Origin of the sequence: Halococcus sp. PRR34, from assembly GCF_028617175.1 — an archaeon.
GTDB classification, from domain to species: domain Archaea; phylum Halobacteriota; class Halobacteria; order Halobacteriales; family Halococcaceae; genus Halococcus; species Halococcus salifodinae.
The window spans coordinates 1-24,550 of sequence record NZ_JAQJDA010000009.1 but is presented as its reverse complement, the minus strand read 5'-3'; the positions used below and the strand labels follow the sequence as shown (position 1 = coordinate 24,550).

Annotated in this window: 21 protein-coding genes and 4 pseudogenes; 12 read left to right on the top strand and 13 right to left on the bottom strand. The window is 60.1% G+C overall.

From position 1 onward, the window contains the following. The first annotated feature begins 298 nt into the window (after positions 1 to 298). Both PHA81_RS11990 and PHA81_RS11985 read left to right on the top strand, forming a co-directional pair. Positions 299 to 1,084, top strand: coding sequence for a MarR family transcriptional regulator (locus PHA81_RS11990; protein WP_273836957.1), 786 nt, complete (start codon positions 299 to 301; stop codon positions 1,082 to 1,084). 41 nt (positions 1,085 to 1,125) lie between these two features. Then, the gene (locus tag PHA81_RS11985; protein WP_273836956.1) at positions 1,126 to 1,872 is read left to right on the top strand and encodes a hypothetical protein; all 747 of its coding nucleotides are present in this window, start codon (positions 1,126 to 1,128) and stop codon (positions 1,870 to 1,872) included. A gap of 191 nt (positions 1,873 to 2,063) precedes the next feature. Here PHA81_RS11985 and PHA81_RS11980 read toward each other — a convergent pair whose 3' ends face one another. Continuing rightward, a complete protein-coding gene (locus PHA81_RS11980; protein ID WP_273836955.1) occupies positions 2,064 to 2,786 on the bottom strand; it encodes an AIM24 family protein in 723 nt (240 codons plus the stop codon). A gap of 246 nt (positions 2,787 to 3,032) precedes the next feature. On the opposite strand from PHA81_RS11980, the pseudogene PHA81_RS11975 reads away from it, so the two are divergent. After that, a pseudogene (locus tag PHA81_RS11975) lies at positions 3,033 to 3,540 on the top strand (IS5/IS1182 family transposase); the annotation flags it as partial. A 692-nt stretch (positions 3,541 to 4,232) separates the two neighbouring features. On the opposite strand, the pseudogene PHA81_RS11970 reads toward PHA81_RS11975, so the two are convergent. From PHA81_RS11970 to PHA81_RS11945, 6 genes and pseudogenes are all read right to left on the bottom strand, one after another. Continuing rightward, positions 4,233 to 5,636, bottom strand: a pseudogene (locus PHA81_RS11970) (DEAD/DEAH box helicase family protein); the annotation flags it as partial. A gap of 54 nt (positions 5,637 to 5,690) precedes the next feature. Continuing rightward, positions 5,691 to 5,858, bottom strand: coding sequence for a hypothetical protein (locus tag PHA81_RS11965; protein ID WP_005042949.1), 168 nt, complete (start codon positions 5,856 to 5,858; stop codon positions 5,691 to 5,693). 393 nt (positions 5,859 to 6,251) lie between these two features. Then, the gene (locus PHA81_RS11960) at positions 6,252 to 6,485 is read right to left on the bottom strand and encodes a hypothetical protein (protein ID WP_005042946.1); all 234 of its coding nucleotides are present in this window, start codon (positions 6,483 to 6,485) and stop codon (positions 6,252 to 6,254) included. A 64-nt stretch (positions 6,486 to 6,549) separates the two neighbouring features. After that, positions 6,550 to 7,050, bottom strand: coding sequence for a TRAM domain-containing protein (locus PHA81_RS11955; protein WP_005042945.1), 501 nt, complete (start codon positions 7,048 to 7,050; stop codon positions 6,550 to 6,552). A 103-nt stretch (positions 7,051 to 7,153) separates the two neighbouring features. Continuing rightward, positions 7,154 to 7,444 carry a PadR family transcriptional regulator gene (locus PHA81_RS11950; protein ID WP_005042943.1) on the bottom strand — a complete coding sequence of 97 codons (291 nt, stop codon included), beginning with the start codon at positions 7,442 to 7,444 and terminating at the stop codon, positions 7,154 to 7,156. 64 nt (positions 7,445 to 7,508) lie between these two features. Then, the gene (locus PHA81_RS11945; RefSeq protein WP_005042942.1) at positions 7,509 to 8,129 is read right to left on the bottom strand and encodes a hypothetical protein; all 621 of its coding nucleotides are present in this window, start codon (positions 8,127 to 8,129) and stop codon (positions 7,509 to 7,511) included. Positions 8,130 to 8,229: 100 nt separating this feature from the next. Here PHA81_RS11945 and PHA81_RS11940 point away from each other — a divergent pair, with 100 nt between their 5' ends. Beyond that, a complete protein-coding gene (locus PHA81_RS11940; protein ID WP_005042941.1) occupies positions 8,230 to 8,649 on the top strand; it encodes a winged helix-turn-helix domain-containing protein in 420 nt (139 codons plus the stop codon). 186 nt (positions 8,650 to 8,835) lie between these two features. Here PHA81_RS11940 and PHA81_RS11935 read toward each other — a convergent pair whose 3' ends face one another. Further along, a complete protein-coding gene (locus PHA81_RS11935) occupies positions 8,836 to 9,333 on the bottom strand; it encodes an acyl-CoA dehydrogenase (protein WP_080510289.1) in 498 nt (165 codons plus the stop codon). A 409-nt stretch (positions 9,334 to 9,742) separates the two neighbouring features. Here PHA81_RS11935 and PHA81_RS11930 point away from each other — a divergent pair. Beyond that, positions 9,743 to 10,684: pseudogene (locus PHA81_RS11930) on the top strand (integrase); the annotation flags it as partial. A gap of 190 nt (positions 10,685 to 10,874) precedes the next feature. On the opposite strand, the gene PHA81_RS11925 reads toward PHA81_RS11930, so the two are convergent. Further along, positions 10,875 to 12,668: a hypothetical protein gene (locus tag PHA81_RS11925; RefSeq protein ID WP_152424469.1), complete on the bottom strand. Its 1,794-nt coding sequence runs from the start codon at positions 12,666 to 12,668 to the stop codon at positions 10,875 to 10,877. A 354-nt stretch (positions 12,669 to 13,022) separates the two neighbouring features. Between PHA81_RS11925 and PHA81_RS11920 the strand changes: the two genes are divergently transcribed. The 3 genes from PHA81_RS11920 (at position 13,023) to PHA81_RS11910 (ending at position 16,397) form a co-directional block, all read left to right on the top strand. Then, positions 13,023 to 13,949, top strand: coding sequence for an NAD-dependent epimerase/dehydratase family protein (locus tag PHA81_RS11920; RefSeq protein ID WP_080510288.1), 927 nt, complete (start codon positions 13,023 to 13,025; stop codon positions 13,947 to 13,949). A 253-nt stretch (positions 13,950 to 14,202) separates the two neighbouring features. Continuing rightward, complete coding sequence (locus PHA81_RS11915; protein WP_005042933.1) at positions 14,203 to 15,105, top strand: polysaccharide deacetylase family protein; 903 nt, start codon at positions 14,203 to 14,205, stop codon at positions 15,103 to 15,105. Then, positions 15,102 to 16,397 carry a glycosyltransferase gene (locus PHA81_RS11910; RefSeq protein ID WP_005042932.1) on the top strand — a complete coding sequence of 432 codons (1,296 nt, stop codon included), beginning with the start codon at positions 15,102 to 15,104 and terminating at the stop codon, positions 16,395 to 16,397. The genes PHA81_RS11915 and PHA81_RS11910 overlap by 4 nt, the downstream gene beginning before the upstream one ends. Positions 16,398 to 16,411: 14 nt before the next feature. On the opposite strand, the gene PHA81_RS11905 is transcribed toward PHA81_RS11910, so the two are convergent. After that, positions 16,412 to 18,115, bottom strand: coding sequence for a glycosyltransferase family 2 protein (locus PHA81_RS11905; RefSeq protein ID WP_161606952.1), 1,704 nt, complete (start codon positions 18,113 to 18,115; stop codon positions 16,412 to 16,414). A 355-nt stretch (positions 18,116 to 18,470) separates the two neighbouring features. On the opposite strand from PHA81_RS11905, the gene PHA81_RS11900 reads away from it, so the two are divergent. Further along, the gene (locus PHA81_RS11900; protein ID WP_152424468.1) at positions 18,471 to 18,728 is read left to right on the top strand and encodes a hypothetical protein; all 258 of its coding nucleotides are present in this window, start codon (positions 18,471 to 18,473) and stop codon (positions 18,726 to 18,728) included. Positions 18,729 to 18,983: 255 nt separating this feature from the next. On the opposite strand, the gene PHA81_RS11895 is transcribed toward PHA81_RS11900, so the two are convergent. Beyond that, positions 18,984 to 19,811, bottom strand: coding sequence for a hypothetical protein (locus PHA81_RS11895; RefSeq protein ID WP_005042929.1), 828 nt, complete (start codon positions 19,809 to 19,811; stop codon positions 18,984 to 18,986). A 199-nt stretch (positions 19,812 to 20,010) separates the two neighbouring features. Here PHA81_RS11895 and PHA81_RS11890 point away from each other — a divergent pair, with 199 nt between their 5' ends. Next, entirely contained in the window at positions 20,011 to 21,060 is a 1,050-nt protein-coding gene (locus PHA81_RS11890) for a DUF1616 domain-containing protein (RefSeq protein WP_005042928.1), read from the top strand. Further along, positions 21,057 to 21,980, top strand: a complete 924-nt coding sequence (locus tag PHA81_RS11885; protein WP_273836954.1) for a glycosyltransferase family 2 protein — start codon at positions 21,057 to 21,059, stop codon at positions 21,978 to 21,980. The genes PHA81_RS11890 and PHA81_RS11885 overlap by 4 nt, the downstream gene beginning before the upstream one ends. A gap of 97 nt (positions 21,981 to 22,077) precedes the next feature. On the opposite strand, the gene PHA81_RS11880 is transcribed toward PHA81_RS11885, so the two are convergent. Beyond that, positions 22,078 to 23,010, bottom strand: a complete 933-nt coding sequence (locus PHA81_RS11880) for a UDP-glucuronic acid decarboxylase family protein (protein WP_049910024.1) — start codon at positions 23,008 to 23,010, stop codon at positions 22,078 to 22,080. Then, complete coding sequence (gene galU, locus PHA81_RS11875; protein ID WP_080510286.1) at positions 23,003 to 23,872, bottom strand: UTP--glucose-1-phosphate uridylyltransferase GalU; 870 nt, start codon at positions 23,870 to 23,872, stop codon at positions 23,003 to 23,005. The genes PHA81_RS11880 and galU overlap by 8 nt, the downstream gene beginning before the upstream one ends. Positions 23,873 to 24,026: 154 nt before the next feature. Here galU and PHA81_RS11870 point away from each other — a divergent pair. After that, positions 24,027 to 24,550, top strand: a pseudogene (locus tag PHA81_RS11870) (ISH3 family transposase); the annotation flags it as partial.

Below are 24,550 nucleotides of genomic sequence, written 5' to 3'. Positions count from 1 at the left end.
CGCCGACTCGCCCGTTGGGCAGATACGCTCCGTGGGCATATATGATACTGAAACGCGAGACGTGGCTTCTTCCGAGAAAAGCACGGTCAGGAACCCTCTATCGACGTCGGTTTATGATACCTAGCCTCCGGCTATACCCTCCGGAGTGCGCTCCAATCGCATGGAGAACGATACCATGGCAACAACCGAAAGAACAGTGTTACAAACGAATACTGAATCGGCAGAAGAGAAAGCAGCCCAAAATTCTTCACGCACCACCTCACGGGCGTCCCATAACACGATGGCGGAGAATTCAGTGATGGACACAACTGCGTTCATCACGCTCGTCAGGCGCGCGCCAGCGCTCGCCGCGCTGCGCGAGCAGCCACTGGATCGTCGTGACCTCGAAACGTGCCTCAACGTGTCGAAACCGACCGTCCACCGGCTCACGCGGACACTGAGTGAAATGGGTCTCGTCGAGAGATCGAACGGAGTGTTCGCGCTCACGGGATTGGGAAAAGCGGTCGCCGACATGGTCGCCGAATTCACGCGGAACGTCGAGACGGCCTACCGGCTCACTCCCCTCCTGGAGACCATCCAAGACCGATATCTCGTCTTCGATGTCGCAGCATTCGCAGACGCGACTGTGACGACTGCCGAGCCGAGCGACCCCTATCGTCCAGTGCAGCGGTACTACTCACTCATCGAGGAAACGAGGGTCCTGCGTGGATTCGACACCACGACACTCTCACCACAGCACATCGATGCGGTACACAGGCGGGTTTGTGACGGTATGGAGACGGAACTCGTCTATCCACCGGCCGTCGCCGCTCATCTTCTATCGGCACATCCAGAACAGATGGCAGAGATGGTCGAGAGCGGTTCTCTCGATGTTCGCGTTCATGCTGACATCTCGCACGGACTTGCCCTCTTCGATGAACGGGTCGGGATCGGGAGTTACTGTCAGACTACTGGCGCGCTACAGGCATTTATCGACACCGACGAGCCCGCCGCGTACGAGTGGGCCGAAACGATATACGACGCCTATTGGACAGAGGCCGAACGGTTCGAGATGCACCCCAGTCCTTCTCTGCGGCCCGTCTAAATCGCTCGACTGCATGGGATACGCTATGGAGAACACACACGATGAACGAGATCGAACAGATGGAGACGGCCAATGGCGGTGTGGAAGCGACGGCGAAGATGGGTTGGAGGGTTGACAGCGGTGAGAACTCGGTTCCCGAGGGAAGAGATATTTCCGACAGCAATGTGAGATACAGGAGCCAAACGGCCACAATAGTGCCGAGCACGGAACAGTCGTCGGTCGACGAATCCACTCACGAAAGCGATACAGAACGGATAGCAGCGACTGTCACCAATCACCATCTCTGGACAGGAATGACGCCCTACGAGAACGTGGATGGAAAGTTTGTATTCACGTTTGATCGCCCCATGACCTGGCACGTCACAACTGTCATCAACGACACGAGCGTTGTGACAGTCGAGTTAGCCCCGTCAACAGAGGGAGTGGGCACACACTCACACGTACTGCGGATCAGACAAACACTCCAGCCGATAGAGGCCGAGAGGCTCGAACGATACCAGCATGACACGTATCGAAATCAGCCGAAAGGAAAGACGATCGACCCACTCCAGTTCAGCGGACGAACGGTGGCCGTCAGTGTCGACACCGGGGAGCAGTCCCACCAGTGGACGGTCGTCCTCCCCACCGATAGTGGCTCCTACCTGGTCCAGCTCACCACGAGCCACACTGACGACACTACGGATCAGATTGACGACGAATCTCTCGGCTGTATCGGGGAGTTGCGGAAACTCGGGATACAGGTCCTGTACAGCTTCCGGCCGAAGGGTGCCGAAATAGTGGTCCAATAGACGAATAGCGCACCGGTAACCGGCAGTACAGCGTCAGTCAGACCGACTAAATGTGGCCTCCAGCCGGCCGATAGCGGTTTCGCTTAGTGGAGGGCCAGGATCTGTCAGCGGCGATTCCCACTACATAGAGGGATACGTATCTCCGTCCGTCCATACGAACGTGACGAATCACGGCCACCACGCTAGCGGGATCAGAGGAAATCGCTGACGCTGACCCCCTGGCCGGTACTGGCACTTTCGCCGCCCCCGCCACTCTGGTCGGGATTGGCCTCCTCGTAGGGCTGGAGGATCACGAATCCGTCCCGCTCGGCGAACTCGAGTTGGAAGGTCTCGCCCGACGTGCGCCCGAGGAAGCTCTTGATGTTCAGGTCGCGATTCGCGCTCGGCGAAACGTTGGCGCTCCACGCCACGGTCGCGTGGGGATCGGTCCGGACCGGCGTCGGCACGACGAGTGGGTTGCCGTGGGTTGTGATGGCGATATGTCCAGGTCCCTTGAGGTAGACGTTGAACTGCCCGCCGGAGGAGGTTCCGGCGATCGAATTCATCATCTTGATGTCCCAGGTGACGCTCTCCTCGAACGCGAGGACGTCGTTGCCGTTCACACTGATTTCGTCGTCAGCATCAAGTTCGAGAATTTGGACTTCTTTGCCCGCGTCAGCGAGGTAGAGGTGACCGTTGCCTTCGGCCCGCATCATCACGCCGCCCTCGCCAGACACTTTCTTTTTTAGCATCCCTTTCAGTCCACCGGAGGACTTGCGTTCGAAGGAAATATCGCCGGTGTAGCCGATCATCGATCCTGCCTTGCCCATCACGCTCCCGTCGATAGCAATATCGAGGAGTTTCGAGCTTTCGAGTTCGAACGCCTCTGCAGTTTCCTGTGGGCCGTGCGAGTCCACAAATTTGTCGAGATCCATTGGTGTGTTTCTCCCGAGCCACTCGGAGTAGCTCTGCTCGAAGGAATATCCGTGTCGAATTGTACTCACCGCGCGAAATCGTTTCAGCACCTGAGACGATTTTGGACACCGTGACAGTTCTGCTCGATGAATATAATCCGGTACCATCCGTTCTCGAAATTGTTGACGGACTCCTCGAGCGTGTTCACAGAAAGCGTCACATGCGAGGTTGCAGGGCGTTGGAATTGTGTCCAGCAAAGCCAAGCCCTGCAAAACGTAGCTTCAGTCGACGACTTCTGGAATGTCGCGGCGATCGAGACAGTAGCGCTGTTCGAGTACCTTGAGTTCGAGTTTCTGCTGGAATACGACGTGTTCGCTCCCTGCGATTGGGGGGCGAACACGAGTTCATGAGCCACCAGAACTCTTCCGAGGCTTTCTCCACTGCTACTACGAGGACGTCTACGGCACTCGTCCTTTCGCACGAGAACTCTAGAAGCCGCTGGTCTGGTTGAGCTGTGGCTTCGATCGACCGCCGTCGCGAGACGCGGTCGATCGCTTCCTCACCGAGCTTGAACACGTTGGTGACGATGCTTTCGGTCATCTTGTCGAGCGGGCCGCCGTCCGGGGCCTGCTCGACTCTATCTACAGAATCGATTCGACTCATGCCGAAGCGATTCCGTGGAACGACGATTCAACCGCTGAGGAGCACTACTACGGCTTCGGCTGTACGATTGTCTCGACAGGAACAAAGGTTCCTATCGCAGCGGAGTTCACATAGCTGATCTCAGCCTCAAGTCTGTTTGGGAACTGTCACGACAGGAGCACCGGAAGTATGCGTTTCGTCGGCGAGATTGTGGCCCCACGAGGCTAGCCGTGACAGCGCTCGCCAGCACCGCCGACACTCCTGCTATCGTGATCCCTCAGGCGGGGGTTGTGGGTGAGCAAGCCCAACCAGAGGCTAACCGTGCCGTTCCCGCCGGGTGTGTTTTTGGTGCGCACAACCGTAGACGTTTCGCAGCGTGACGTAGGCGGACTGACGCGGCGAGCGCGCCGGAACGTACGTTTCGTGAGCGGTGGGCCTCTCAACCAGAACTCCTCGGTGCCACAGAGGACAGTGCCTGCCGGCGACGTCCTGAGTCCCGCCGCGAGCAGGTAGAGTACTACTGCGCCGTTACCCGGTACGGCATCTACAAGGGACGCGAGGCGAACGTCGCCGACGACATCACGTTCAACGTAGGGACTCTTATCGATCCTCAGCGACAAGTCGAACTCCTCAGCGTACAATGTGCGTGAGGAGGACCATAGAGGCGAGCCGAGCCCAGAGGACATCGACGCTTTGCTCGAATTCCTCCGACAGCAACAGTCCTGACCGATTTGACGTCGGATTATAGACCACGCTTGCCAACCACCAATCCCGAGCGAATAGGCTGTCCCTACCCAGGGACCAGCAGAGGATGCCTGGACTGTATGCTCCTCAGCGAGGTTGATCACATCGTAGACGTGGATGCCGGTCTTGGACCAGAGCACTCGATCAGTCGTGAGGTCGATGTCCTCGCTCGTGCAGTCGAGGGTCTCGGAAACCGCGAAGACCAGATTCTCCATATCGGCCTGCCGAATCTTGTCGAGTTTCTCATCGAGGTATTCGGGCGTCCAGAGTCCCACGATCTCGAGGATCTCCGTACGTTCGTCGGTCTTGGTCTGGTGAGTGATACAGGGGACGATGAACTCTTGGGAGATCTCGTAGGCGAAGTCGTTGTTCGCGGTGAAGACGATGGCACGGTCGTCGTAGTGGCGCTTGAGTAACGTATCTAGTGTGTCGAGTTTCTTCGCGGCGGTGCGCGCGAGTTCCTCGGCACGTTGCTTGGCGATCAGTGCGCGGCGGCCGTCCGAATCGTAGGAAGTGTGCGCCAGGAACTCCTGGTAGCCCTCGGCCTTCCAGAGGTCGAAGTCATGCGTGTCGACGTACTCGCGATAGATGCCGTACTCCTCGTCGTACTGGGAGCGTTCGTCGTCGGTCAGTTCGACCTGCATGTGAATGGTTTCGTACTCGCTGAGATACTCGCCGGCGAGCTCGTCGACCTCTTCCTCATAGACGACGGGACCGATGAGACCGGTGTCTTCGAGGAGTTCGTGAGCGTCGTCGGCGCGCTCATAGGTGGCGGTGAGCCCGAGACGGTAGGGCGCGATGGTCATTTCGGGGATCTGTCGATAGGTCGGGGCCGGCAGGTGGTGAATTTCGTCTGCGATCAGCAGGCCGAACTGGTCGCCGTACTCGTCGATGTAGCGATACGCGCTGTCGTAGGTCGTCACTGTGATGGGCCTGATCTCGTGGGTGCCGCCACCGAGCACGCCGACTGCCTGTTCGGGCCCGTCCCCTCCCTTGTGGGGTAGTTGGTCGCCGAAGGCGTTGGTGAGCGTCGCGTGCCACTGGTTCATCAGGTCGATCGTCGGCGCGACCACGAGAGTGGCGACACCGGCATCTGAAATGGCCTGGATGCCCAGAAACGTCTTCCCACTGCCAGTCAGGAGCACGACGCTGCCGCGACGATCATTGGTTCGCCACGCATCGAGCGCGGCCTGCTGGTACTCGCGCGGCTCGATCTGGAGTGCCGGATCGAGCGCGAGTTCGGGGTATGCTCAAGCCGTGTCCTCGACCGCAATAGTGGCCGACTGGATTGTCCCTTGGTGGGCTGATTCCTGTCCAGCGGAGGGGGAGTCCTCGTCATTCCATGCGTCGGCCCATTCGAGCACGTTGCGATACCGATACGCGGGCGCGCGGTACTCCTCGACTCGGTCGTCCCATTCCGCGTACGGAACGTCCTCACTGGCCTCTCGGAGCAGGAGCGTGCCCCCGTCGAACTCGACCCGCATCTGTGGATTATCCCGGTCCCCGGCGAACACGACCACGCTGGGGAAGTGCCCGCATTAGAGGTCGCGAGGCTGGACGGTCTTGCGGTCGTTGTCCTCGGCACGCTGGGCGGCGTCGTCGAGCAGGTCCGACACCTCGTTGTCGAGGGCGTCGTAGAAATCTGACGAGACGTTCTGGTCTGCGAGGTGCTCCTTCACCGCCGCTTTGACGATCAGGTCTGCCATACCCGATTTTCTGGCTGGCTGGTACTTATAGCCTGTCGAAGCGGTCTGGAAGTGACAAATACGGCGTTTTAGACCTCCCTCACCGAGTGATGTCGTACTGGGCAATCTCGGTGGACTCACACACCGGGCACGACTCTGCATCAGGATCCACGTTCGAGCCACACTGACGGCACTCCACGACGAGTTCCCGGTCCGACTGGCCCAGCACGCGTTTCACCGTCTCGAGCATGATCATGGAAAGGAGGGGGATAGCGTGTGACGCGCTCTGATCGGAGGGCTGTCGAGAGGACCGCCCTCGCTCTCAGGGAGGCATCCCACCATTATAGAGGCTTACCAACCGGAGTGGAAGTGCGATCTGCCGAGAGATACTCGCTACCCCTCGTTCCCAACCAATCAGTCGTCGGTCGGCGTGATGTGAATTCGGTCGTCAACGTAGTAGATGTGGCCGCGACTCTGGAGCACATCAAGAGCGTACTCAGCGTCACTTTCGATGAAGCGATCGTCAGCCACGAGGAGTGATCTGGCCTGCTCCTTCGAGAGGCCCTCGTCACTGCTCTCCTCAACCGCCTCACGAAGCACTTCGAGCGCGTTCTCGGCGAACGGCGGAAGCCGCCGTTCCCAGTTCATACGTGATGTTGTGACTCGAACTGCATGAATCTACGTCAGACTCTGGATATCGACGGTGATCCACTCACTCGCTATCTCCGAGCGTCTCCTCCGCCAACGGGTCATCGAACCCCGAACTCTCGTCCGACTCGTGGTTGTCGTCATGAACACGGGCGAACGCCACGTTCTCGCGTGCGTTCTCGATCTCGACGGTGACTTCATCGTCGGGCCGAGTACCAGGCACGATCACGACGTACCCACGATCGATTTTCGCAATTCCGTCGCCTTGATCGCCCAGTGATTCGATGGTGACCTCACGCACGTCGCCTGGCTCTACCGGTGGTTCCTGCTGGGTGGGGCTATTCGAATCCGACTTCGGTGACGTCGAAGCACCATCCGGTTGCTGTCGAGTCTCGGCATCATCCGAACGGGGCGTCCCCGAGACGATCGCCACTCGGTAGGTCTCACCGGAATTGATCGTTCCCTGCTCAAGTTCGGAGCGTGGGATCTCGATCCTGTACGAGCCGCCCTGCTGATCGATCGACGTGCTGAAGAGACACTCCAGCCGGTCCGGAATCTCGACCATTACGCCATCACCGCATGGATCGGTCTCGTCTGGAGCTGTTCGCCGTAAGCCAGCCTCGATGTCGGTCGACGACCGTGAACGCTGATTCCACTCATCGGGGGATTCAGGCCTCGACAGCGACGTACTGGTCTTCCCATTCGCGGCGGGTCTCGATCTCACGCTGGCCGCGCTCGGTAAGACCATACGAGTTCGTCCGGTCGTCGACGCTGCCTTTCTCGACGAGGCCCACCTCCGCCAGGTCATCCAGGTTCGGATACAGTCGCCCGTGGTTGATCTCGCCCGAATAGTGCCTGTCGAGTTCCTCCTTGATCGCCAACCCGTACGGAGGCGAGCCATCATCTAGCCCCGCAATCACGTACAGTATATCCCGCTGAAACGCAGTCAGGTCGGCCATCATAGTAACCCAATGTATCAGAGCGGCGGCTTATTTGCTCCGATTTTTCGCGTCGTCTCTTCGATCAGTGCAGGCGATCAAGGGACCCGAGGCGTTCGCGTTGCATGATCTCGCCCGCGAACCGCTGAAGAGTGGTAACAAGCTCTGCCTCGGTTTCGTACGTCTCGACTCGCAAGTCCCACCGGTCCCTCGCTGACCGAATCATCGCACTCGTCACGTCGTCTTCATGAACGAAGACCAACCGTTCGCCATGCGTTTCCGCGAGCGTTTCGAGGATGCTTCCAGCCTCTTCTCCAACCCCGAAATTGTGCCCAAGAAATGGCAGTACGAACGCGGTCGTGTTGCTGCATCGTGTGTACTCGATGCTTTGGGTTACTGCATCCACGTCGTCAGTGTCTACTCCGACGTCAAGCGCGAGAAATGCGTTCACGCCGGGGTCCGTTCGAAGTTCGCCCTGTATCCGCCGCAAGAGTGCCTGCGCCGCGTTGATCTCGTTCTTGTTCTGAAAGAGTCGGCGTAATGGTCCAGGGAGATCCTCGATATCGATTTCACGGCGTTCCTCCTCGCTGAGGACGTAGTTGAGGTTGAACGACTTGTACGGTCCCATCAAATAGAACAGAAAGCGGTCGTATTTCACGGTGCCCAGCCGCTCGGCGATCAACTCGTGCGTGATCTCGACAGTCATTAGGAGTTTTACTCCGGACATAGTATATAAAAGACAGCATTTTCCAGAGAACTTGGCTTGACAAAGGCTAAAAGCTTCCCACCCGTATCCCGGAAACAGGATGTCAATAGATCAAGCGCGTGCCGTCTGTGGGGATTTCCCAGACGACCCCGAAGATCTCCTGCCGGAAGACAGCGTCCTCGATCTCGACGAGTACCTCGAAATGCACGCCACCATCGGGCACCGTACCCGATACGAAGTCCTCTATCGGCTCGTCCACGGCGGGGAGATGAGTCCCAAAGAACTCGAAGAGGCGATTAGCATCGACGACAGCACGCTTCACTACCATCTCAACAAGCTCGTCGATGTCGGCCTCATTGAGAAGCGTCAGCGCACAGAGCGGGGACAGGAAGGTCTGTACACGTATTATCGGGCGACCGTGTTCGGCGAGGTCACGCTCACCGACGGCGTGGATGAACTGATCCGGGGCGAGCAAGCGTTCGAAGACATGTACGACAGTTCAATGGAGCCCGATGCCTAACTGAAATCGGGAAAGTATATTCCTCATACATGATTATCTCAAAATATAGACTGCTGGTCTAAATTCCGACGAGGACTGTGTGTCGAATCGGCCTAGCTGACTTCTATTGGTAATGATATGTACACCGTCTGGATCGACGGGCTTGCAGAATTCCGGCTTTGGGAGCGGATCCGTAGTCTACTGGTTTTAGCCGAATGCGCCAAATTCTTCGCTTCTCATCAACTTAGCGACACTTTTGGGATTCTGAAACGCCATGAGAAGAGCGAACTCTCGAGCGTCTGTCTTTGCAATCTCGTTTGTTTCAAGTTGCTCGGCAAGTACATTCAGAAACTTAGCTTCTTGACTGGCTATCTCGTCTCGAAGCTGAATCTCGAGACGGTTGTCGCGTTCATCGCCGACGTTGTTTCGTCGGACAAAGTACGGATATTCCTCTAACTGTGGGCTAGATACAGTTGATTTATTCAACAGATATTGCTCTGATACGGGTTGTTCGGACGAATCGTCTGTTTGTGATGTTTGCTTTTCTGCTGGGGACGACGCGAACTGTTCAGGGGAAGTCGACTCTTGTCCTTCATTTGACTCAGATTGAGTATCCCCTGTCCTGGAAACCTCCTCGTCCTCTTCAGTATCACCGTCGCTATTACCGAAGTCAAGGTTACCAGACCCGGATTTGAAGTTACTCATGTGGTTGTCGCCTCCACTGTATCGACATCCCGTTGGTCGAGAGTCACACTTTCGTGATCTTGAATGTCGAGTTTTAGGGCACTGCTAGATTGAGGCTGAACTGAGCGGAGTTCTTCGAGACAAGTGGAACCATGCTCGAAGAACTCCAAGTGGAGGTCACGAACTGCTCGAATGTGCCGTTTTTGGACGCAGATCGGACGAGCACGCCAGCCTGGCTGATCAGGCTGGCGTGCGCTGCTCACGCCGCTGCAGCGTCGCTGGCGGAGTGTCGCGACCTCTGTGAGTGGTTCGGCGTCAGTCGAACCCGAGCCACCATTCACCACTGGTACCAATCCTACGCCGACCACTACGATCAGGACTTCAGGGCCGACCCGGATCGTATCGCCGTCGACGAGAAGCAGATCCAGATGTCTCGGCGTTCTGCGGGTGGGCCGTCCGCGAGGGCCACCTCGCCGAGAACGTCGCCCAGCGCCGCAACGCGACCGAACCCATTCCAGACGACGGCGGTCACAAGAGTGGAGACCAACAGGCGTGGTCCGCCGAGGATCGCCAACAGCTCACCGCGTTCGTCGACGAGCAAGCACACGCGGCGATCGACGACATCGGCGAGAATCGAGAGGCGGCGATCAAGGCCTGTCGCGACCGCGCGCTGGTGTATCTCCTGTCGTATTCCGGCGTACGGGGTGCGGAGATACTGCGAGATCGGAGCGACGAGCGACGCCAGGGGCTCTGCTGGGAGGACGTCAACCTCGAGGATCGCTACGCGACAGTGTTCGCCAAAAAGCAGCGTCTCGACGGTCGGGGTCTTCCCGAGCCAGTACTCCATCCACTACAGATGTACGAGAAGGTCCTCGACGCGCCAAGCGAAAATTGGCCGGTGTTCCTCTCGTTCCATCGTCCGACGCTTTCAAGACGGATCACAGACATGCGGACCGCCCGCGCGTACACCGACGCGGGGATCGGAGACTTCCAAACGGATCACTCGCAGATTGAGATCTGCACTGAATTCGATATCACGCCACCGTCGATGACGACCGGCGCGGGGCGACACGTCCTCAAGCGGCTCTGTGACCAGGCTGGTATCGAGCTCGGTGACGACCACGACTATCTGATGCCGCATGGCGCTCGACGCGGTGCCGGTGAGGTCCTCGTCCGCACCTCAGGCCACGCGGCCGCCGCTCGCGCTCTCGATAACTCTGTGGAAGTCATTCGCGAACACTACTCTCATATTGAAGCTGGTGAGCTCGCCAACCAGATGACCAGTGCCTTCGAAGAGGCTGATCAGAACGCAGACCAGTGCAGAACGAGTGAATTCTCATGTGAATTGCGTGGCGGAGCTGGTGGAAGCTGAAACGGGACGAAACGGGAGTGTGAGGGGACCAAGGCGGAGCTTCAACCTCACAAGGGTCGTCTGAAACCCGCAGACGAGCTGAGTATCGTCCCACGGAAGGGTGCTTCAACCTCACAAGGGTCGTCTGAAACTCTCTACGTGGCCTTCAAGCTGCTCAATCAGTTCTGAAGCATGAATCCAGCCCGCGAGGTCAGCCGAACAGCTGCTTGAACTTCGCTGCGGCGGCGGGAAATCGGGTGTCGTCGCTATCGAGTCGATGTTTGTCAAGATCCTCAAAATAGACGTGCCAAGCGACATCGTTCGCGTGGATCCAGTCGTGCATCTGTTCGATGAAGTACGGGTTGTCCCCGCCACCGTAGCCTGAATCAGCACGGGACCAGAGCCCCCACTCTGGGATGGCAAGGGCCTTGTCGTGGTCATCGGCCCAGTCACGGAACCAATCGAGATAGTCTTCCAACACCTGCCACGTCTGCTCCCAGTCGGTCTGGGTCGGCTCGGAGCTTTCGTTGTAGTGGGTCCAGCTCCGGTCGTAGATATCGAGCCCGACAGTGTCGACGTAGCCGTCCCCAGGCCAGGTCCGTTCGGCGTAGCCGTCGACATCGGCGATATCGTAGTTCGGGTTCCAGACGATGTCGAACTGCTGGCCGTCGACCGAACGAAGCGTGTCGACGACCTCGCGCCAGAATTCGACGAACCACTGGCACTCTTGGTTGGTCTGGGGATGGATAGTGTGCGAGAGATTGAACTCGTCCTCGATACGAACATAGGCGTCTTCGTGGCCCTCGGCGACCAGCGTCTCGCCGAGCGAGCGAATCGCGTCGTTCGCCGCCCCGCTCGCGCCCGCTTCGAGCGATGCGAGATTTCTGATTATCAGGTCCCAACAGAGACGCCGATCGGGGTTCTCCTCAAGCCACGCCGTCCAGGGATCGATCTTCCAGGCCGGGAGGTCGTGGTAGTGCCCCTCCTGTTTGATGAACTGGTCCGAGACGAGGACTTTCCGGCCGAGCCAGTCCTCGTAGTCTTCGGTGGGATCCTCCCCGACGTTTTGGGAGAGCCACGCCCCGAACTGTGGGATATCGTCATTCCTGGTGTCGCCGCCGTTTGTGCCCTTGATCGGTCCGTTCTCTCCGAACACGTAGCCGATAATCTCGTCGGTGTGGGAAGTCTCCGTGTCCTGGCTCCGTTCCTCCTCGAGGTACAGGTCGACCGATGAGGCATCGAGGCTTCGACGTCGAAGCCCCACCGTATCGTGACCGTTCATACTCTGTACCGAGGCCACGAACCCGGGGTCCGGATATTCCGTCGAGAGGGACGGCGAAACCCAGCCGTTGCTCGCAATGACGGTTCCGGTCTCGAAACGATCGCCGGAGCCGCCGACAGCGATGTACCCGATGGTTTCGTCGGTGTGGCTCCCGTTCGCTTCCGCCTCCTGAACCTCGACGTCAAATCCTCCTGCAGAGACGTCTCGAAGACGGGTGACCACTGGGTCGTCCCCCTCGAAGGTCTGTGAAGTGGCGAGAACGACCGGCGGTTGTTCGAACGACGAGCTGAAGGACACCGATCGAGGATGGTCATCGGCGTCGACCGTTCCCGCCCGGATCGTCGTACCATCCGCTTCGTGTGCCCCACTCTCGACCACGAGATAGCTCACCGTCTCCTCGGTGTGTATCTCATCGAGATGCTCCCATTCTTCGATCCGCCAGTCGACGCCGTCGCCGGTGACGTTCTGGAGGCGGACATGACCAGACTCGCCGCCATTCCGTGAGAGCGGACCCATCACCACGACTGGATCCTCGTAGGTCTCCTCGAAGCTGAGTCGGTGCCACTCCCCCGACGTGGATTGTCGGCGTGAGGTAGTTCCGAGTTCACCGACCGCGGCTGACTGTGCAGCCGCTGGTCGGGACGCAAATTCGAGGAACGGTGCCGTACCGCCGAGGAGCGCGAGTCGCCCGAGCACCCACCGTCGACTGGGACGTACGTCCATGTAGGTCTCCTCTTTGCCAACTATATAAAATCACCGTTGGAATCGGTCAAATAATCGATAAGCATATGACCAATATCCGCATGTCTTTTTTAATTTTCAGCTTGGGGATTACTATTTCGAAATAGTAAATTTCTCGGTGCGGTGAATATCCGCCGTCGTCGCCCGGTCGATGGGTTTCAGCACGCCGATCCGTGAGGTCTCCAGATTGTTCGACGGACGGAGTCGAGCCGAGTTATCGCGAGCACTGTTGGCGGGGAAAGTCATTTGTATTCGTCTTTTGATGTATGTGTATGAATAGCTTGAAATCGGAGTTTGGGTGGACGACGTGAACCCACCCCGGACTCGGAAACTGTGATGAAGATACCCCTCAGCGGACTAACAGTGCTGGTCACTGGCGGCGGTGGCTTCATCGGCAGTCATCTTGTGGATGCGCTGGTGGCGGAGAACGAGGTACGGGTACTCGATGATTTCTCTAGCGGTCGGCGATCACAGCTCCCGGCAAACTTGTCGGTTATCGAAGGGGACGTTCGCGACTCGGATGTCCGCAAGGCGGCGTTTGACGATGTCGATATCGTTTTTCACGAAGCAGCGATTGTGAGCGTCGAGCAGTCGGTCGAGATGCCGATGGAGAGTCACGCCATCAACGTCGATGCGACCCTCTCGGTGCTGGAGGAGGCCCGTCGAACGAACGCCCGGGTCGTCTTCGCCTCCAGCGCCGCCATCTACGGGACACCCGAGACGCTTCCCATCCCGGAGACGGTCGCCAAACGGCCGAGTTCACCGTACGGGCTGGAGAAGCTCTCTGCGGACCACTACTGTCAGCTGTACCACGACCTCTATGGGCTCGAAACGGTCGCACTTCGCTATTTCAACGTGTACGGTCCTCGACAGCGAAAGGGACCCTACAGCGGCGTGATCACGAAATTCTTCGCTCAGGCACGTTCGGGCGGTCCGATCACCGTGCAGGGAACCGGCGAGCAGACCCGCGACTTCGTCCACGTTCGTGACGTCGTGCGCGCGAACCTGCTCGCGGCGATGACCGACCGCGTGGGGGAGGCGTTCAACATCGGGACCGGCCGGTCGACGACCATCGCCCAGCTCGCCGAGCACGTCCGCGAGACGGTCGATCCGGACATCAAGATCGAACACACCGACCCACGCCCGGGAGATGTTCGAGACAGCCTCGCCGACGTTTCGAAGGCCAACGAGGCACTCGATTACGAACCCGCGGTCGAGCTGTCCGAAGGCATCGAATCGGTTTTTGACTGGATCCGGCACTGAGCCGGGGCGAAACCTATGAAGTTCGTTCGGCGGGCGATGCTGAGGTAGCGTACCTCCGGTCATTCAGTGCCGTCGATAGGATTATTGCGACCGGAATCCACGAACACGACAACCCAATGAACGGCCATCGACACAACTCCAAGGGATCTCGACGGTCAGTCGATGTCCGTCACGAACGATCGGGAGTCCCGGAAGGACGAACACGGACGGTCCCATACTACGGACCGAACCGAGGCCATACCAGGGCCCGGCGATGAGCCCGACGAACGCCCTCTCGTTCGACCTCGAACACTGGTTCACCGCCACCCTGCTTCGCGAGGAGACCACCGACCCGGTGGTCCATGTCGAACGTTCGACCGAGATCGTTCTTGACCTGCTCGACCGTCACGACGTAACGGCGACGTTCTACGTCGTGGGAGAGGTCGCCGAGGCCTACCCCGACCTCATCGCCCGGATCGCGACAGCGGGCCACGAGATAGGGTCGCATGGTCACACCCACCGACCGCTGTTCGAACTCACACCCGAAATCTTTCGCGAGGAACTCGACCACAGCAGCGACGCCCTCGAAGCGGCGGTGAACGAGCGCCCACGCGGGTTTCGAGCCCCCAACTTCTCTGTGACGCCACGGACCGAGTGGGCGTTCGAGACGCTCACCGACGCCGGCTTCGAGTACGATTCGAGCGTGTTCCCGGTCAAGACACCGATGTACGGGGTTCGAGGGGCTCCCCTGCGCCCGTACGCGGTGAACCTTGACGCGCCGTTCGCGGCGGGAGGACCACCGCGACCGGATGCGCTCACGGAGGTCCCCCTAGCGGTCTTTCATCCGCACGTTCGCCTCCCGATCGCCGGTGGGTTCTACGCCCGAGTGCTGCCCGCTCGCGTCGTAAAGTGGGGTATCAAAACCTTCAACGCCAGCGGGACTCCGGCGACGCTCTACTTCCATCCATGGGAGTTCAATCCGGCCGTCGCCGACGAGCTCGGTGACGTTTCCCCGCACGCCCGATTCATCAGCAGCCACGGCATCGACACGCTCGCCGCGAAACTCGACTCGCTCCTCGAAGCGGTCGAGTTCGGCCCCGTCGAGGACGTCATCGACGAGGCAACGACCTGCTCGACGGAACGAGGTGTCACGCCGAGTGAGGGGGTCGGACAATGAGGGAGCGCCTGAAGAAGGTTGGACTCGCTGGGTTCGGCGTCTGCACCGGCCTGCTCGGCTGGCAGTTCGTCGGCTATCCCCTGACAATGGGACTGCTCGCGAGAGCGAAGGGAGCGACCGACGAGCCACCTGACACGGACAACATGAGCCCGTCAGATACACCCTTCATCACGGTCATCGTTCCGTCCTACAACGAATCGAGTGTGGTCGCGAAGCGGGTGGAAAACCTCCGGAAACAGATCTATCCGAACGACCGGTACGAGGTCCTGTTCGTCGACTCGGGGTCGACCGACGGGACGGCCGACGTGCTTCGGGACGCGCTCGACGACCTTGGCCCAGACGACCCACCGATGCGGCTGGTTGAGGAGGGCGAACGGAGCGGCAAGGCGTCGGCCATCAATCACGGGGTCGACCAGGGGCACGGCGAGGTCGTGCTCGTGACCGACGCGAACTCGGTGTTCGCCCCGGCGACCATCGCCCGGGTCGCCCCCCACTTCTCGAACCCCACGACCGGTGCGGTCGCCGGCCGGCTCGGGGTACTCGATACCGGATCGTCGCTGACCGCCTCGAACCAGTTCTATCGCGACCTCGAACACATGAAGGCGCTCGGCGGGGCGCTGCTTGGCTCGGTCTCACAGTTCGACGGGGAATTGAGCGCGTGGCGGGCGGGTATCGTTCGAGCCGACGAGACCAGCCTCTCCGAGGATCTCGACCTCTCGATACGCATCCACGAGGCCGGCTACCGGATCACCTACGAACCGCGAGCGCTGGTCTACGAATCCGAACCCGACACGGTGGCCGAACAGATCGCTTCGAACAAACGCCGCCTCATCGGCACGATACAGTCGCTCATACGCCACTGGCGGTATCTGGTCGTTCCGGGCGACTGGTACCGCGCGCTCGTCTTCCCGTCCCGGAAAGCACTCCCGATGTTCTCGCCGTTCCTCTGTCTCGGCAGCGCCGTCTGTTTCGTCGTCACGCTAGCGGTAGCCCCACTCGCGGCCCTCGCCGCCGCGCTGTTAGTCGGGATCGCTGGAATCGGCACGTTCGGTGCGCTCCTGGCCGTCCGTGACGACTTACTCGCTGATACCCTCCCAACGGCGGCGTCGAATGACGAACCGGACGAAGCGGATGGGGGATCGGGAACCGAAGAGAACGGTGGCGTTCGGTGGCTTCTCGGGATCGCCCGCTATGTGGCCGTGATAGAGTATACGATCTTGCTCGCGTGGTGGGACTACCTGACCGGCGATTACTCGGTCCGATGGCGGAAATCGGCGTCCGACCGGGAATAAGCCGTCGAAATCACCTACATCCGGTCGTAGAACGGGTGCAGGTTCATCGCGTGGAACAGCACCGAGAGCATCACCATCGCGAGACCGACGACACCGAGGACGGTCGCGGCGGCGATGGTGAGCATGGAGGGTTCGTCCAGCAGGAGTTGCTGGATGCCCACGGTCCCGACGAGAGTTCCGGCTATGACGCCGATGGTACCCGGGAGACCGAGCAACAGAAGCGGATGCGTCCGTTCGAGAAACCGCCCGATGTTTCGTATGAGGTCGGTACCGTGTGAGAGAGCCCCCTGTGTGCTCGCGTCCTCGACGTCGTATCTGATGGTGATGCCGACCTCCGCGAAGTCGAACCCCTCGGCATTGGCGTGGTACATGATATCCGTGCTCGCCCACATCCCATCGCCGATGTCCCGGGCGGCCGCGAGCGACGCGATCGCTTCGCTAGAGTAGGCTCGGAGCCCGCTCTGGGTATCCCGGACCCAGCGCCGCGGGGCGAGTCGTCCAAGGCTCAGGTTCGTGAGGAGGTTCACGACGCCGAGCCCGATCGAACGGACGAAGGGAAGCCGTGTCATCGAACCGGGGGCGTATCGGCTGCCGATGACGATGTCGGCGTCGGCGTGTTCTTGGGTCTGGACCAGCTTTGGAACGTCCGCCGGGTCGTGCTGGCCGTCGGCGTCGAGCGTCACGAGATGGGCCGCCCCGCGCTGGTCCGCCTCCTGAAAGATGGTCTTGAGCGCACCACCGTAGCCACGGTTTCGTTCGTGGACCACGACCGTCGCGCCCGCCGCGCGTGCGCGCTCGGCAGTCGCGTCGGCGCTGCCGTCGTCGACGACCAGAACCTGGTCGGCGAACGATGTGGCATCCTCGACCACCGCGCCGATGGCCCCTTCCGCGTTGTATGCGGGGATACCGACGAGCACGTGTGTGATTTCTGGGGACGCGGACCACGTTTCGGGGATAGCGGTCGTCTCGAATCCGTCGCTGGCGAACGCGGCGAGCGTCCGCTCGTAGTCGATCCGGGAACTCTCGGGAAGCTGGAAGACGATCCCGGGATAGCCCGCATCACGGGCGGCCTGGGACAGGGACCGTTCGAGTAACGCCACGTTTCCGCGTGCTGACGCCGAGGGTTCGACGATCTTCGCTCCGAGTCGCCGTGAGAGACGGATCACCTCGGATTCGCCATCCCCTCCGTAGATGACGAACACCGCGAACCCATGCTCCCTCGCCCGGAGAATCGTTCCGAGAATGGCGTCGGCGTTTGCCTCGTGGGCGATGATCCCGATCACCGGCTTCGACCGCGAAAACGCGGCCGACTGGTCGGTGATCCGGTCGCTCACGTCGAGGTCATCGAAGCGACTTCCGAGACCTTCGACGACCCATCCCTCGATGCTTGTGGGGTCGGTAACCGCGGGGTGATGAGCCGGTTCCCGGAGCACCAGCGGCACGCGCTCGTCGTTCGAAGAGCGCCACAGCACGACCGGCGATGACGGTGCGGATTCGGGCGTGACCGGAACGCTGTCGACGATTTCGACGTTCGGAAGGTCACCCAATTCGGCTTCGACGGGCGACGCCGGGTCCTGAGGGTCGGCGAGAACGTAGGTGAGCGCGACGGTCTCCTCGGGTGAAACCAATATGGCTCCGTCGAGACGTCCATCGGAGAGCGCAGACCAACCCGATTCGTCGTCCGTCGTCCGGGTCGCCAGCACGTAGCCATCCGGCATCGGGTCGGTGAACCGTACGAGCGAAATGGTGTCACTTGTGTTTGTGATCTGAAGACTCACACCGAGCCGTGACAATCCCTTGGTCACCGGTAGCTTGGTCAGCAATGTGTGACTGCTTTCGATCGAACGTTGATTCGTCATATGACACTTCTTTGTTAACTTACAGTTGTGTTCAATTCTGTAGAACGCCTTCTCTGGGAATAAGGATAATCTCTAGGTGTATAGTATATCTTCTCCGCTGTCGGGAATGAGTCTCCGGGAAACGGAACTCCCGCGAGTGCACGGCGATCGAGCCGATTCAGGGGAAGGACTTGCCGACGGGAAGGTTTTGTCGCTCGCTGACGAACGCCGATATGTGCGACGTCGTATTCGATTCGTGGCTGCGCTGCTGGGATGGCTACTGGTATTGGTCCTCGCCGCAGCGGTCACCGGTGAGTTCCGGATCGATCTGCTGGTTGTCGGGGGCGTGCTCGGGCTGTTCGTGCTGATCGAACTCGTCACGCCGACGACCATCACCCCCCGATGGCAGCGTCGGCTCTATCCGATACTGACCGTGGCGGTCGTGCTCTTCGTGGGCGTCGTCGGCCTTCAGATCTACAGCCTCATCACGTGACGGTCTCGAACTGGCTCACGCCCACACCGAAAACGACGATTGAACGACGTCGAGGGCCGACTCGCTCACCGATGGTCGTCGTCTATCCCGTTCAGCGAGCGAATCACGTCCCGAGGCCGGAGACCGAGGGACAGGCGTGAATCGCGTAAGCTTCGTCGCAGAGGGTCGCAACCGCAGGCTACCCGGCCGACAGCCCGGCTGGATATTCAACCATGGCGTTCACTTTCACTCCGTTCGTCTACGCCGAGGAGGATGTCATCGTCCCCAGAAACAGATGATGACGTACCGCCCGTCGGCTTCTCGGCGGACTGATTCGAGACCAACCGCGGTTTCGAGCCCGGCAGCGAGTCCGGCTGCGAGGAACGCCGCCACGGGATGATCGAACGAAGTCGGCGGACCGTAGTAGCTCCGCTCGACCGTGACTACTACACGGTCTTCCGTCGATTCGACTTGGCCGTTCGCCCGTTCGACGAGTTCGAACTCCTCGACGAGGACGTCGAGAAGCTGGTCGATAAGTGACGGTGCATCGGCGGCCAGCGCTTCGCCGTGCTGTTCGCGAAATTCTGTGAGGAGTTCGTCGCCAGTCGTCGGCAGAACGAGCTCACGAGTGTCCTTTGTTTCATGCACCCCGATCACGGGCGTCTCGCAGTCATCGAGAAAATCGTCGTTTTGGGGTACCAAGAGACGCACTTGTCCGTCACTAGTCGGAAGGTACACCCGCCGGTCCGAGAGCTCGAGTGTTGTCACGAACAGTGGGCCGACCTCCGCGAGCGGCGCGTACGTCCGCCAGCCGAGCGACGCCGGGACGAACCGCTCGGGGATGAGGATATAACAGAGGACAGCCCCGAACAACCCGATCCCGAAGAGGGCGAACAGAACCTCCCGACCGTTCTCAACGGTGATGCCAGCGACACCCATCACGACGCCGAGGGTCGCGAACGCGACGACCGCTATTCGGTACCGACGCCGATGCCACTCGTGCGATCGGGGTCCGAAGCCACCAGGCGACCCGGTCGGGGGATCAAGAGGCTGTGTCACGGACTCGGTGGACGTCCCGTCGTCGGAGTCAAACTCGTCAGCCATCAGTGTTCACGATGGCCCTCGGCGGTTCGCCGACGATATCGACCTCATCGGATGCTGGGTTCTCCATCCCTCAGTAACTACTAAACGGTTCTCACATAACTCCCCGCCCCGTTTTGAACCGAGACGGGGAGTTCGACCGTCACGGGGGTCGTGGGCGAGTAAACGTCAGGTCTATGGCACCACCCACCGAGGACAGACTGTGAACGACCGTCTTCGACAATGGCTTGCCACGGCTCGCGTCGGGTTCGCGTCCGACCTCGTCGGAGTCGTGTGCGTGGTCGTCGCGACGGTCGTGGCGGTGGCAGTTCCGGGCATTCGGGAGACGCTGCTTCGCGTCCCGCTAGCGTTCGCGCTCGTCCTGTTCTTACCGGGCTACGCGCTCGTCGGCGCGCTGTTTCCGGAGCGGCATACCGACCGGAACGACGACGATGCACAGCCGTTCGGGGAAGGTCTCAGACTTTCCGAGCGAGTGGTTCTCTCCGCTGCGTTGAGCATCGCGGTTGTGATCCTCGTCGGGTTCGGTCTAGTACTCTCTCCGATCGGGTTCACCCGCGCGGCGGTGTTGTTCGTCCTCTCGGGGGTATCCGTTGGCGCGGCGGTGATCGCGGCGATTCGCCGCGGACAACTGCAGGCAGAACACCGATATCGAAACCCGTTCGAGATCGCGAGAACGGCGAGGGGAACATCCACCGAGACGACCGCCGGCACGGCGCTCTCGGTGCTCCTCGTCGTTAGCATCGTCGCCGTCGGTGGTATCGTGACCTACGACGCCGTGACGCCGCCCCGAACACACTCAACCGACTTCTTCTTGCTCACGCCGAACGGCAGCGGCCCGCCGACGAACACGAATTACCCCACGACACTGACCCAGGGCGAGGGACAGCCACTGGTTGTGGGCGTTCGAAATCGAGAGGGGCAGCCGGTCAACTATGCGGTTGTCGTCGCCCTACAACGGGTCGCCAAGACGAACGGAAACCTCACGACGCCCGAGCAAGTACAGCTCGACCGGTTCACGCTTCGGGCCGGTTCGAACGAGACCGTTCGCGAGCGCCGAACGGTCGTACCGACCGTGGCTGGATCGAACCTCCGGCTCACGTTCATGCTCTACCGTGACCAGCCACCCGCCCAGCCTACGACCGAAAACGCCTATCGTGAGGTCCATCTGTTCGTCAACGTCACGGAACAGGCGGGAAGCCACGCTGAACTCGGCCATACCGGAACGGAAATCGAATTGCCAACCGCACAATGACAGCAACGACTACCGGACTGGTGTCGGTTATCATCCCGACGTACTACCGGAACGAACAGCTCCTGAAAGCGATCGAAAGCGTCGATCTCCAGACGTACGATCCGGTCGAGACCATCGTCGTCGACGGCTCGGGAACCGAACACGCCCGATCGGTCGTCGAACCGCTCGGCGGGGTGACGTATATCCCACAGGCGATCGACGAGGGGCCACACGCCGCACGGTCGCTCGGCATCGAGCACGCCACCGGCGAATACATCCAGCTCCTCGATGACGACGATACGCTCCTCCCGGAGAAGTTCGAAAAGCAAGTCGAGTACCTGACCGCCCATCCCGACATCGGCGTCGTCTACAGTGGCCTCCGAAAGGAGTTCGGCGACGTTCGGACGCCGGACCCGGACGTCCAGGGCGACGTTCTCGATGAGGCCCTAACGTTCGGAATGTCGTCGTGTTACAACACGACGATGCTAATCCGCCGGGCGGTCATCGACGCCATCATGCCGCTCACGAACCGCCACGGTGCGGACGACGTGGGAATGAAGATCGAACTCGCCCGGATCGCACGGTTCGGCTTCGTGGACGAACCCCTGATCAGGATGGGCGAGCAGGAGTACAACCTCGGGTCGAGCTGGGACGCCGTCGACGGTAAGAAAGAACTCCTCGAACGATACGACGAGTTGTATGCCGAGACCTCACCCGCAGTCCGGGCCAGGGCCGTCGCGCACATCTACGCCAACATCGGCCGACGCTCGCTCGACGACGACGCCTGGTCGCCGAAGGCGATACGGGCGTTCGCATATGCGATTCGAACCGCACCCGGATTCGAAGCCAAATATGCCGTCGAACTCTTGATGTCGTTCGGCGGTCGCGCGACGTACGTGCCCGCGTCGAGGGTCTGGCGGTTCTGCATGAAGTACCAGTGACGCGCGACCCGAAATCGTAAACTATCGTCTGTACACCCCCAGGAGCCACCTCACGAACGAGGGTATCGTTGGTGGCGACGGACGAAGCGATGGTGACTCACAACACGTTCTCGAAGTATTCGATAGTGGTTTCGAGGCCGTTCTTGAGGCCGACGTGTGGGGACCAGCCGAGCTCGGTTTCGGCCTTGGTGATATCCGGTTTTCGAACCATCGGGTCCTGTGGCGGGAGGGGTTCGTAGGTGATCTGGCTGTCGCTATTCGTCATCTCGAGGACCGTCTCGGCGAGCGCTTGGATAGTTCGTTCGTTCGGATTGCCGAGGTTGACCGGGTCCTGTACGTCGGAGTCCAGTAACCCGATGAAGCCATCGATAAGGTCCGAGACGTAACAAAAGCTCCTCGTCTGTGTTCCGTCACCGTACACCGTCATATCCGTGCCAGTCAAGGCTTGTCGGACGAACGACGGGATGACGCGCCCGTCGTCCGGTCGCATCCGTGGCCCGTAGGTGTTGAAGATCCGTGCGATACGGGTATCGAGCCCGTGTTCTTCCCGATAGGCACGGATCAGAGATTCACCGTACCGTTTCGACTCGTCGTAACATGAACGTGGCCCGTAGGGATCGACGTTCCCCCGGTAACTCTCCGGCTGGGGGTTCACTTCCGGATCCCCGTACACTTCGCTGGTCGACGCGAAGAAGTACGTCGCGTCCTTTTCCATCGCAAGTCCGAGGGTTTTGTGGGTTCCCAGCGCCCCCACCTTCAGGGTTTTAATCGGATTTCGTTGATAGAATCGAGGCGAGGCGAGGCTCGCGAGGTGGATCACTGTATCCAACTCGCCGCTGACGTGGATGAACTCCGTGACGTCGTGTTCGACCAAGCGGAAGTTGTCGTGGTAGAATATCTCTTCGAGGTTCTCGTTGCGACCCGTCACGAAGGTGTCCATCGCGAGCACCTCGTGGCCTTGACCGAGGAGCGTCGCACAGAGGTGCGAACCGATGAATCCCGCACCGCCGGTCACGAGAATCCTACTCATCGGTCCATTCTTCCAATAATCGCTCCACCGCACGATGTGTCGCACCGGTCTCGTGCTTCATCGCGAGCCGAATGTTCGCCTCTAGCCAGCTGGGAATGTCCCCGATGTCGTACCGCCGACCGGCCGACTCGGTACCCCGTACTGCCGGCAGCTCGTTGATGGCATCGGTGAGCTGGAGCTCGCCGCCGACGCCGGGTTCCGTTGCTTCGAGCTGGTCGAAGATGGCTGGTTGGAGTACGTATCGGCCCGTGATCGCGAGGTTCGATGGTGCCGTTTCTCGTGCGGGTTTTTCGACGAGCTCGGAAACGGGAAAGCATGGCTGGGTAGACGAGGGGTCCTCGACGTCCACGACCCCGTACGACGGGACCTTCTCCCACGGTACCCGCTCGAGCGCGAGGACCGATTGGTCGTACTCCTCCGCGTACTCGATCAGTTGTCTCGTACAAGGAACGTCGCTTTCGACGATAGTATCTCCCAACAGAAGCGCGAACGGCTCGTCGCCGACGTGTTTTCGTGCATAGAGAACGGCATCACCGAGCCCGTTGCGTTCTTTCTGCCGGACGTAGTGGATGTCCGCTAGATTCGAAACCTTTCGGACGCGATCGAGGATCTCGTCCTTGCCCGCCTTCCGGAGCTCGCTTTCGAGTTCGTAGGACTTATCGAAGTGGTGTTGGATGGACTCCTTCCCTCGGCCGGTAATGATGAGGATGTCATCGATACCCGACCGCACGGCCTCCTCGACGACGTACTGGATCGTCGGCTTGTTCAGAACGGGCATCATCTCTTTGGGCTGTGCTTTCGTCACCGGGAGAAAGCGAGTGCCGAACCCTGCTGCAGGAATGACTGCTTTTGAGACCTCCATACCCCTTCCTCGCCGCCGGTTGATTTAATATATTTTGACAGAATCATGGTAGATGTTCTCAATAGAATAGATGACACAGTGATGTCGGCCTCAGCGGTACGTAGCTTCAGTAGTTCACAAAGCGGGTTAGGTGAGTGGGCTGCTCGGTCGGTTGATGCAGCCAAACCAAGCAGCCAATGAACTCACCGAAGAGCAGGTGCTTAACTTTCTCGTCAACACTCTGGACGAGGAGATCGATATCGAACTCAGCGAAAACGCCGATATCGACTCCGAGGATATCTGGGACGTCCTCGTCGGCGCAACAGCCGACGAGGACTCGGTCAGTCACCTCTGCGAGATCTCAGAGGAGTCGCCCCACGGCAACACGATCCTCCACCATCTCCGGACGAAGTTCGAGCTCGGAGAGCTCGAACGAGTCGGCAAGACACTCATCCAGCAAGATATCCTCGAATTGCTCCCCGATCGGCCGGTGGAGGTCGCCGCTGACCTCCACCTCCGTCCGTACTACGGCGAGGAGTACGACTCCAAGGAGGAACTCTACGAGTCACTCGCCAAAGCCGGAACGACGACTTTCCACGGCTATGCCACTCTCTACGCGCGAGTGCGCAACAAACGCTACACGCTGGCGGTGCGCCGTCTCACCGACGGCGACACCGCCAGCTCGATCCTCGCGGAACT

What these genes read in the sequence shown, in the direction of transcription:
- PHA81_RS11990 (WP_273836957.1), top strand. Translation starts at nt 299, where the DNA reads ATGGACACAACTGCGTTCATCACGCTCGTCAGGCGCGCGCCAGCGCTC.
- PHA81_RS11985 (WP_273836956.1), top strand. Translation starts at nt 1,126, where the DNA reads ATGAACGAGATCGAACAGATGGAGACGGCCAATGGCGGTGTGGAAGCG.
- PHA81_RS11980 (WP_273836955.1), bottom strand. Translation starts at nt 2,786, where the DNA reads ATGGATCTCGACAAATTTGTGGACTCGCACGGCCCACAGGAAACTGCA.
- PHA81_RS11965 (WP_005042949.1), bottom strand. Translation starts at nt 5,858, where the DNA reads ATGGCAGACCTGATCGTCAAAGCGGCGGTGAAGGAGCACCTCGCAGAC.
- PHA81_RS11960 (WP_005042946.1), bottom strand. Translation starts at nt 6,485, where the DNA reads ATGAACTGGGAACGGCGGCTTCCGCCGTTCGCCGAGAACGCGCTCGAA.
- PHA81_RS11955 (WP_005042945.1), bottom strand. Translation starts at nt 7,050, where the DNA reads ATGGTCGAGATTCCGGACCGGCTGGAGTGTCTCTTCAGCACGTCGATC.
- PHA81_RS11950 (WP_005042943.1), bottom strand. Translation starts at nt 7,444, where the DNA reads ATGGCCGACCTGACTGCGTTTCAGCGGGATATACTGTACGTGATTGCG.
- PHA81_RS11945 (WP_005042942.1), bottom strand. Translation starts at nt 8,129, where the DNA reads ATGACTGTCGAGATCACGCACGAGTTGATCGCCGAGCGGCTGGGCACC.
- PHA81_RS11940 (WP_005042941.1), top strand. Translation starts at nt 8,230, where the DNA reads ATGTCAATAGATCAAGCGCGTGCCGTCTGTGGGGATTTCCCAGACGAC.
- PHA81_RS11935 (WP_080510289.1), bottom strand. Translation starts at nt 9,333, where the DNA reads ATGAGTAACTTCAAATCCGGGTCTGGTAACCTTGACTTCGGTAATAGC.
- PHA81_RS11925 (WP_152424469.1), bottom strand. Translation starts at nt 12,668, where the DNA reads ATGGACGTACGTCCCAGTCGACGGTGGGTGCTCGGGCGACTCGCGCTC.
- PHA81_RS11920 (WP_080510288.1), top strand. Translation starts at nt 13,023, where the DNA reads ATGAAGATACCCCTCAGCGGACTAACAGTGCTGGTCACTGGCGGCGGT.
- PHA81_RS11915 (WP_005042933.1), top strand. Translation starts at nt 14,203, where the DNA reads ATGAGCCCGACGAACGCCCTCTCGTTCGACCTCGAACACTGGTTCACC.
- PHA81_RS11910 (WP_005042932.1), top strand. Translation starts at nt 15,102, where the DNA reads ATGAGGGAGCGCCTGAAGAAGGTTGGACTCGCTGGGTTCGGCGTCTGC.
- PHA81_RS11905 (WP_161606952.1), bottom strand. Translation starts at nt 18,115, where the DNA reads ATGCCGGATGGCTACGTGCTGGCGACCCGGACGACGGACGACGAATCG.
- PHA81_RS11895 (WP_005042929.1), bottom strand. Translation starts at nt 19,811, where the DNA reads ATGGCTGACGAGTTTGACTCCGACGACGGGACGTCCACCGAGTCCGTG.
- PHA81_RS11885 (WP_273836954.1), top strand. Translation starts at nt 21,057, where the DNA reads ATGACAGCAACGACTACCGGACTGGTGTCGGTTATCATCCCGACGTAC.
- PHA81_RS11880 (WP_049910024.1), bottom strand. Translation starts at nt 23,010, where the DNA reads ATGAGTAGGATTCTCGTGACCGGCGGTGCGGGATTCATCGGTTCGCAC.
- galU (WP_080510286.1), bottom strand. Translation starts at nt 23,872, where the DNA reads ATGGAGGTCTCAAAAGCAGTCATTCCTGCAGCAGGGTTCGGCACTCGC.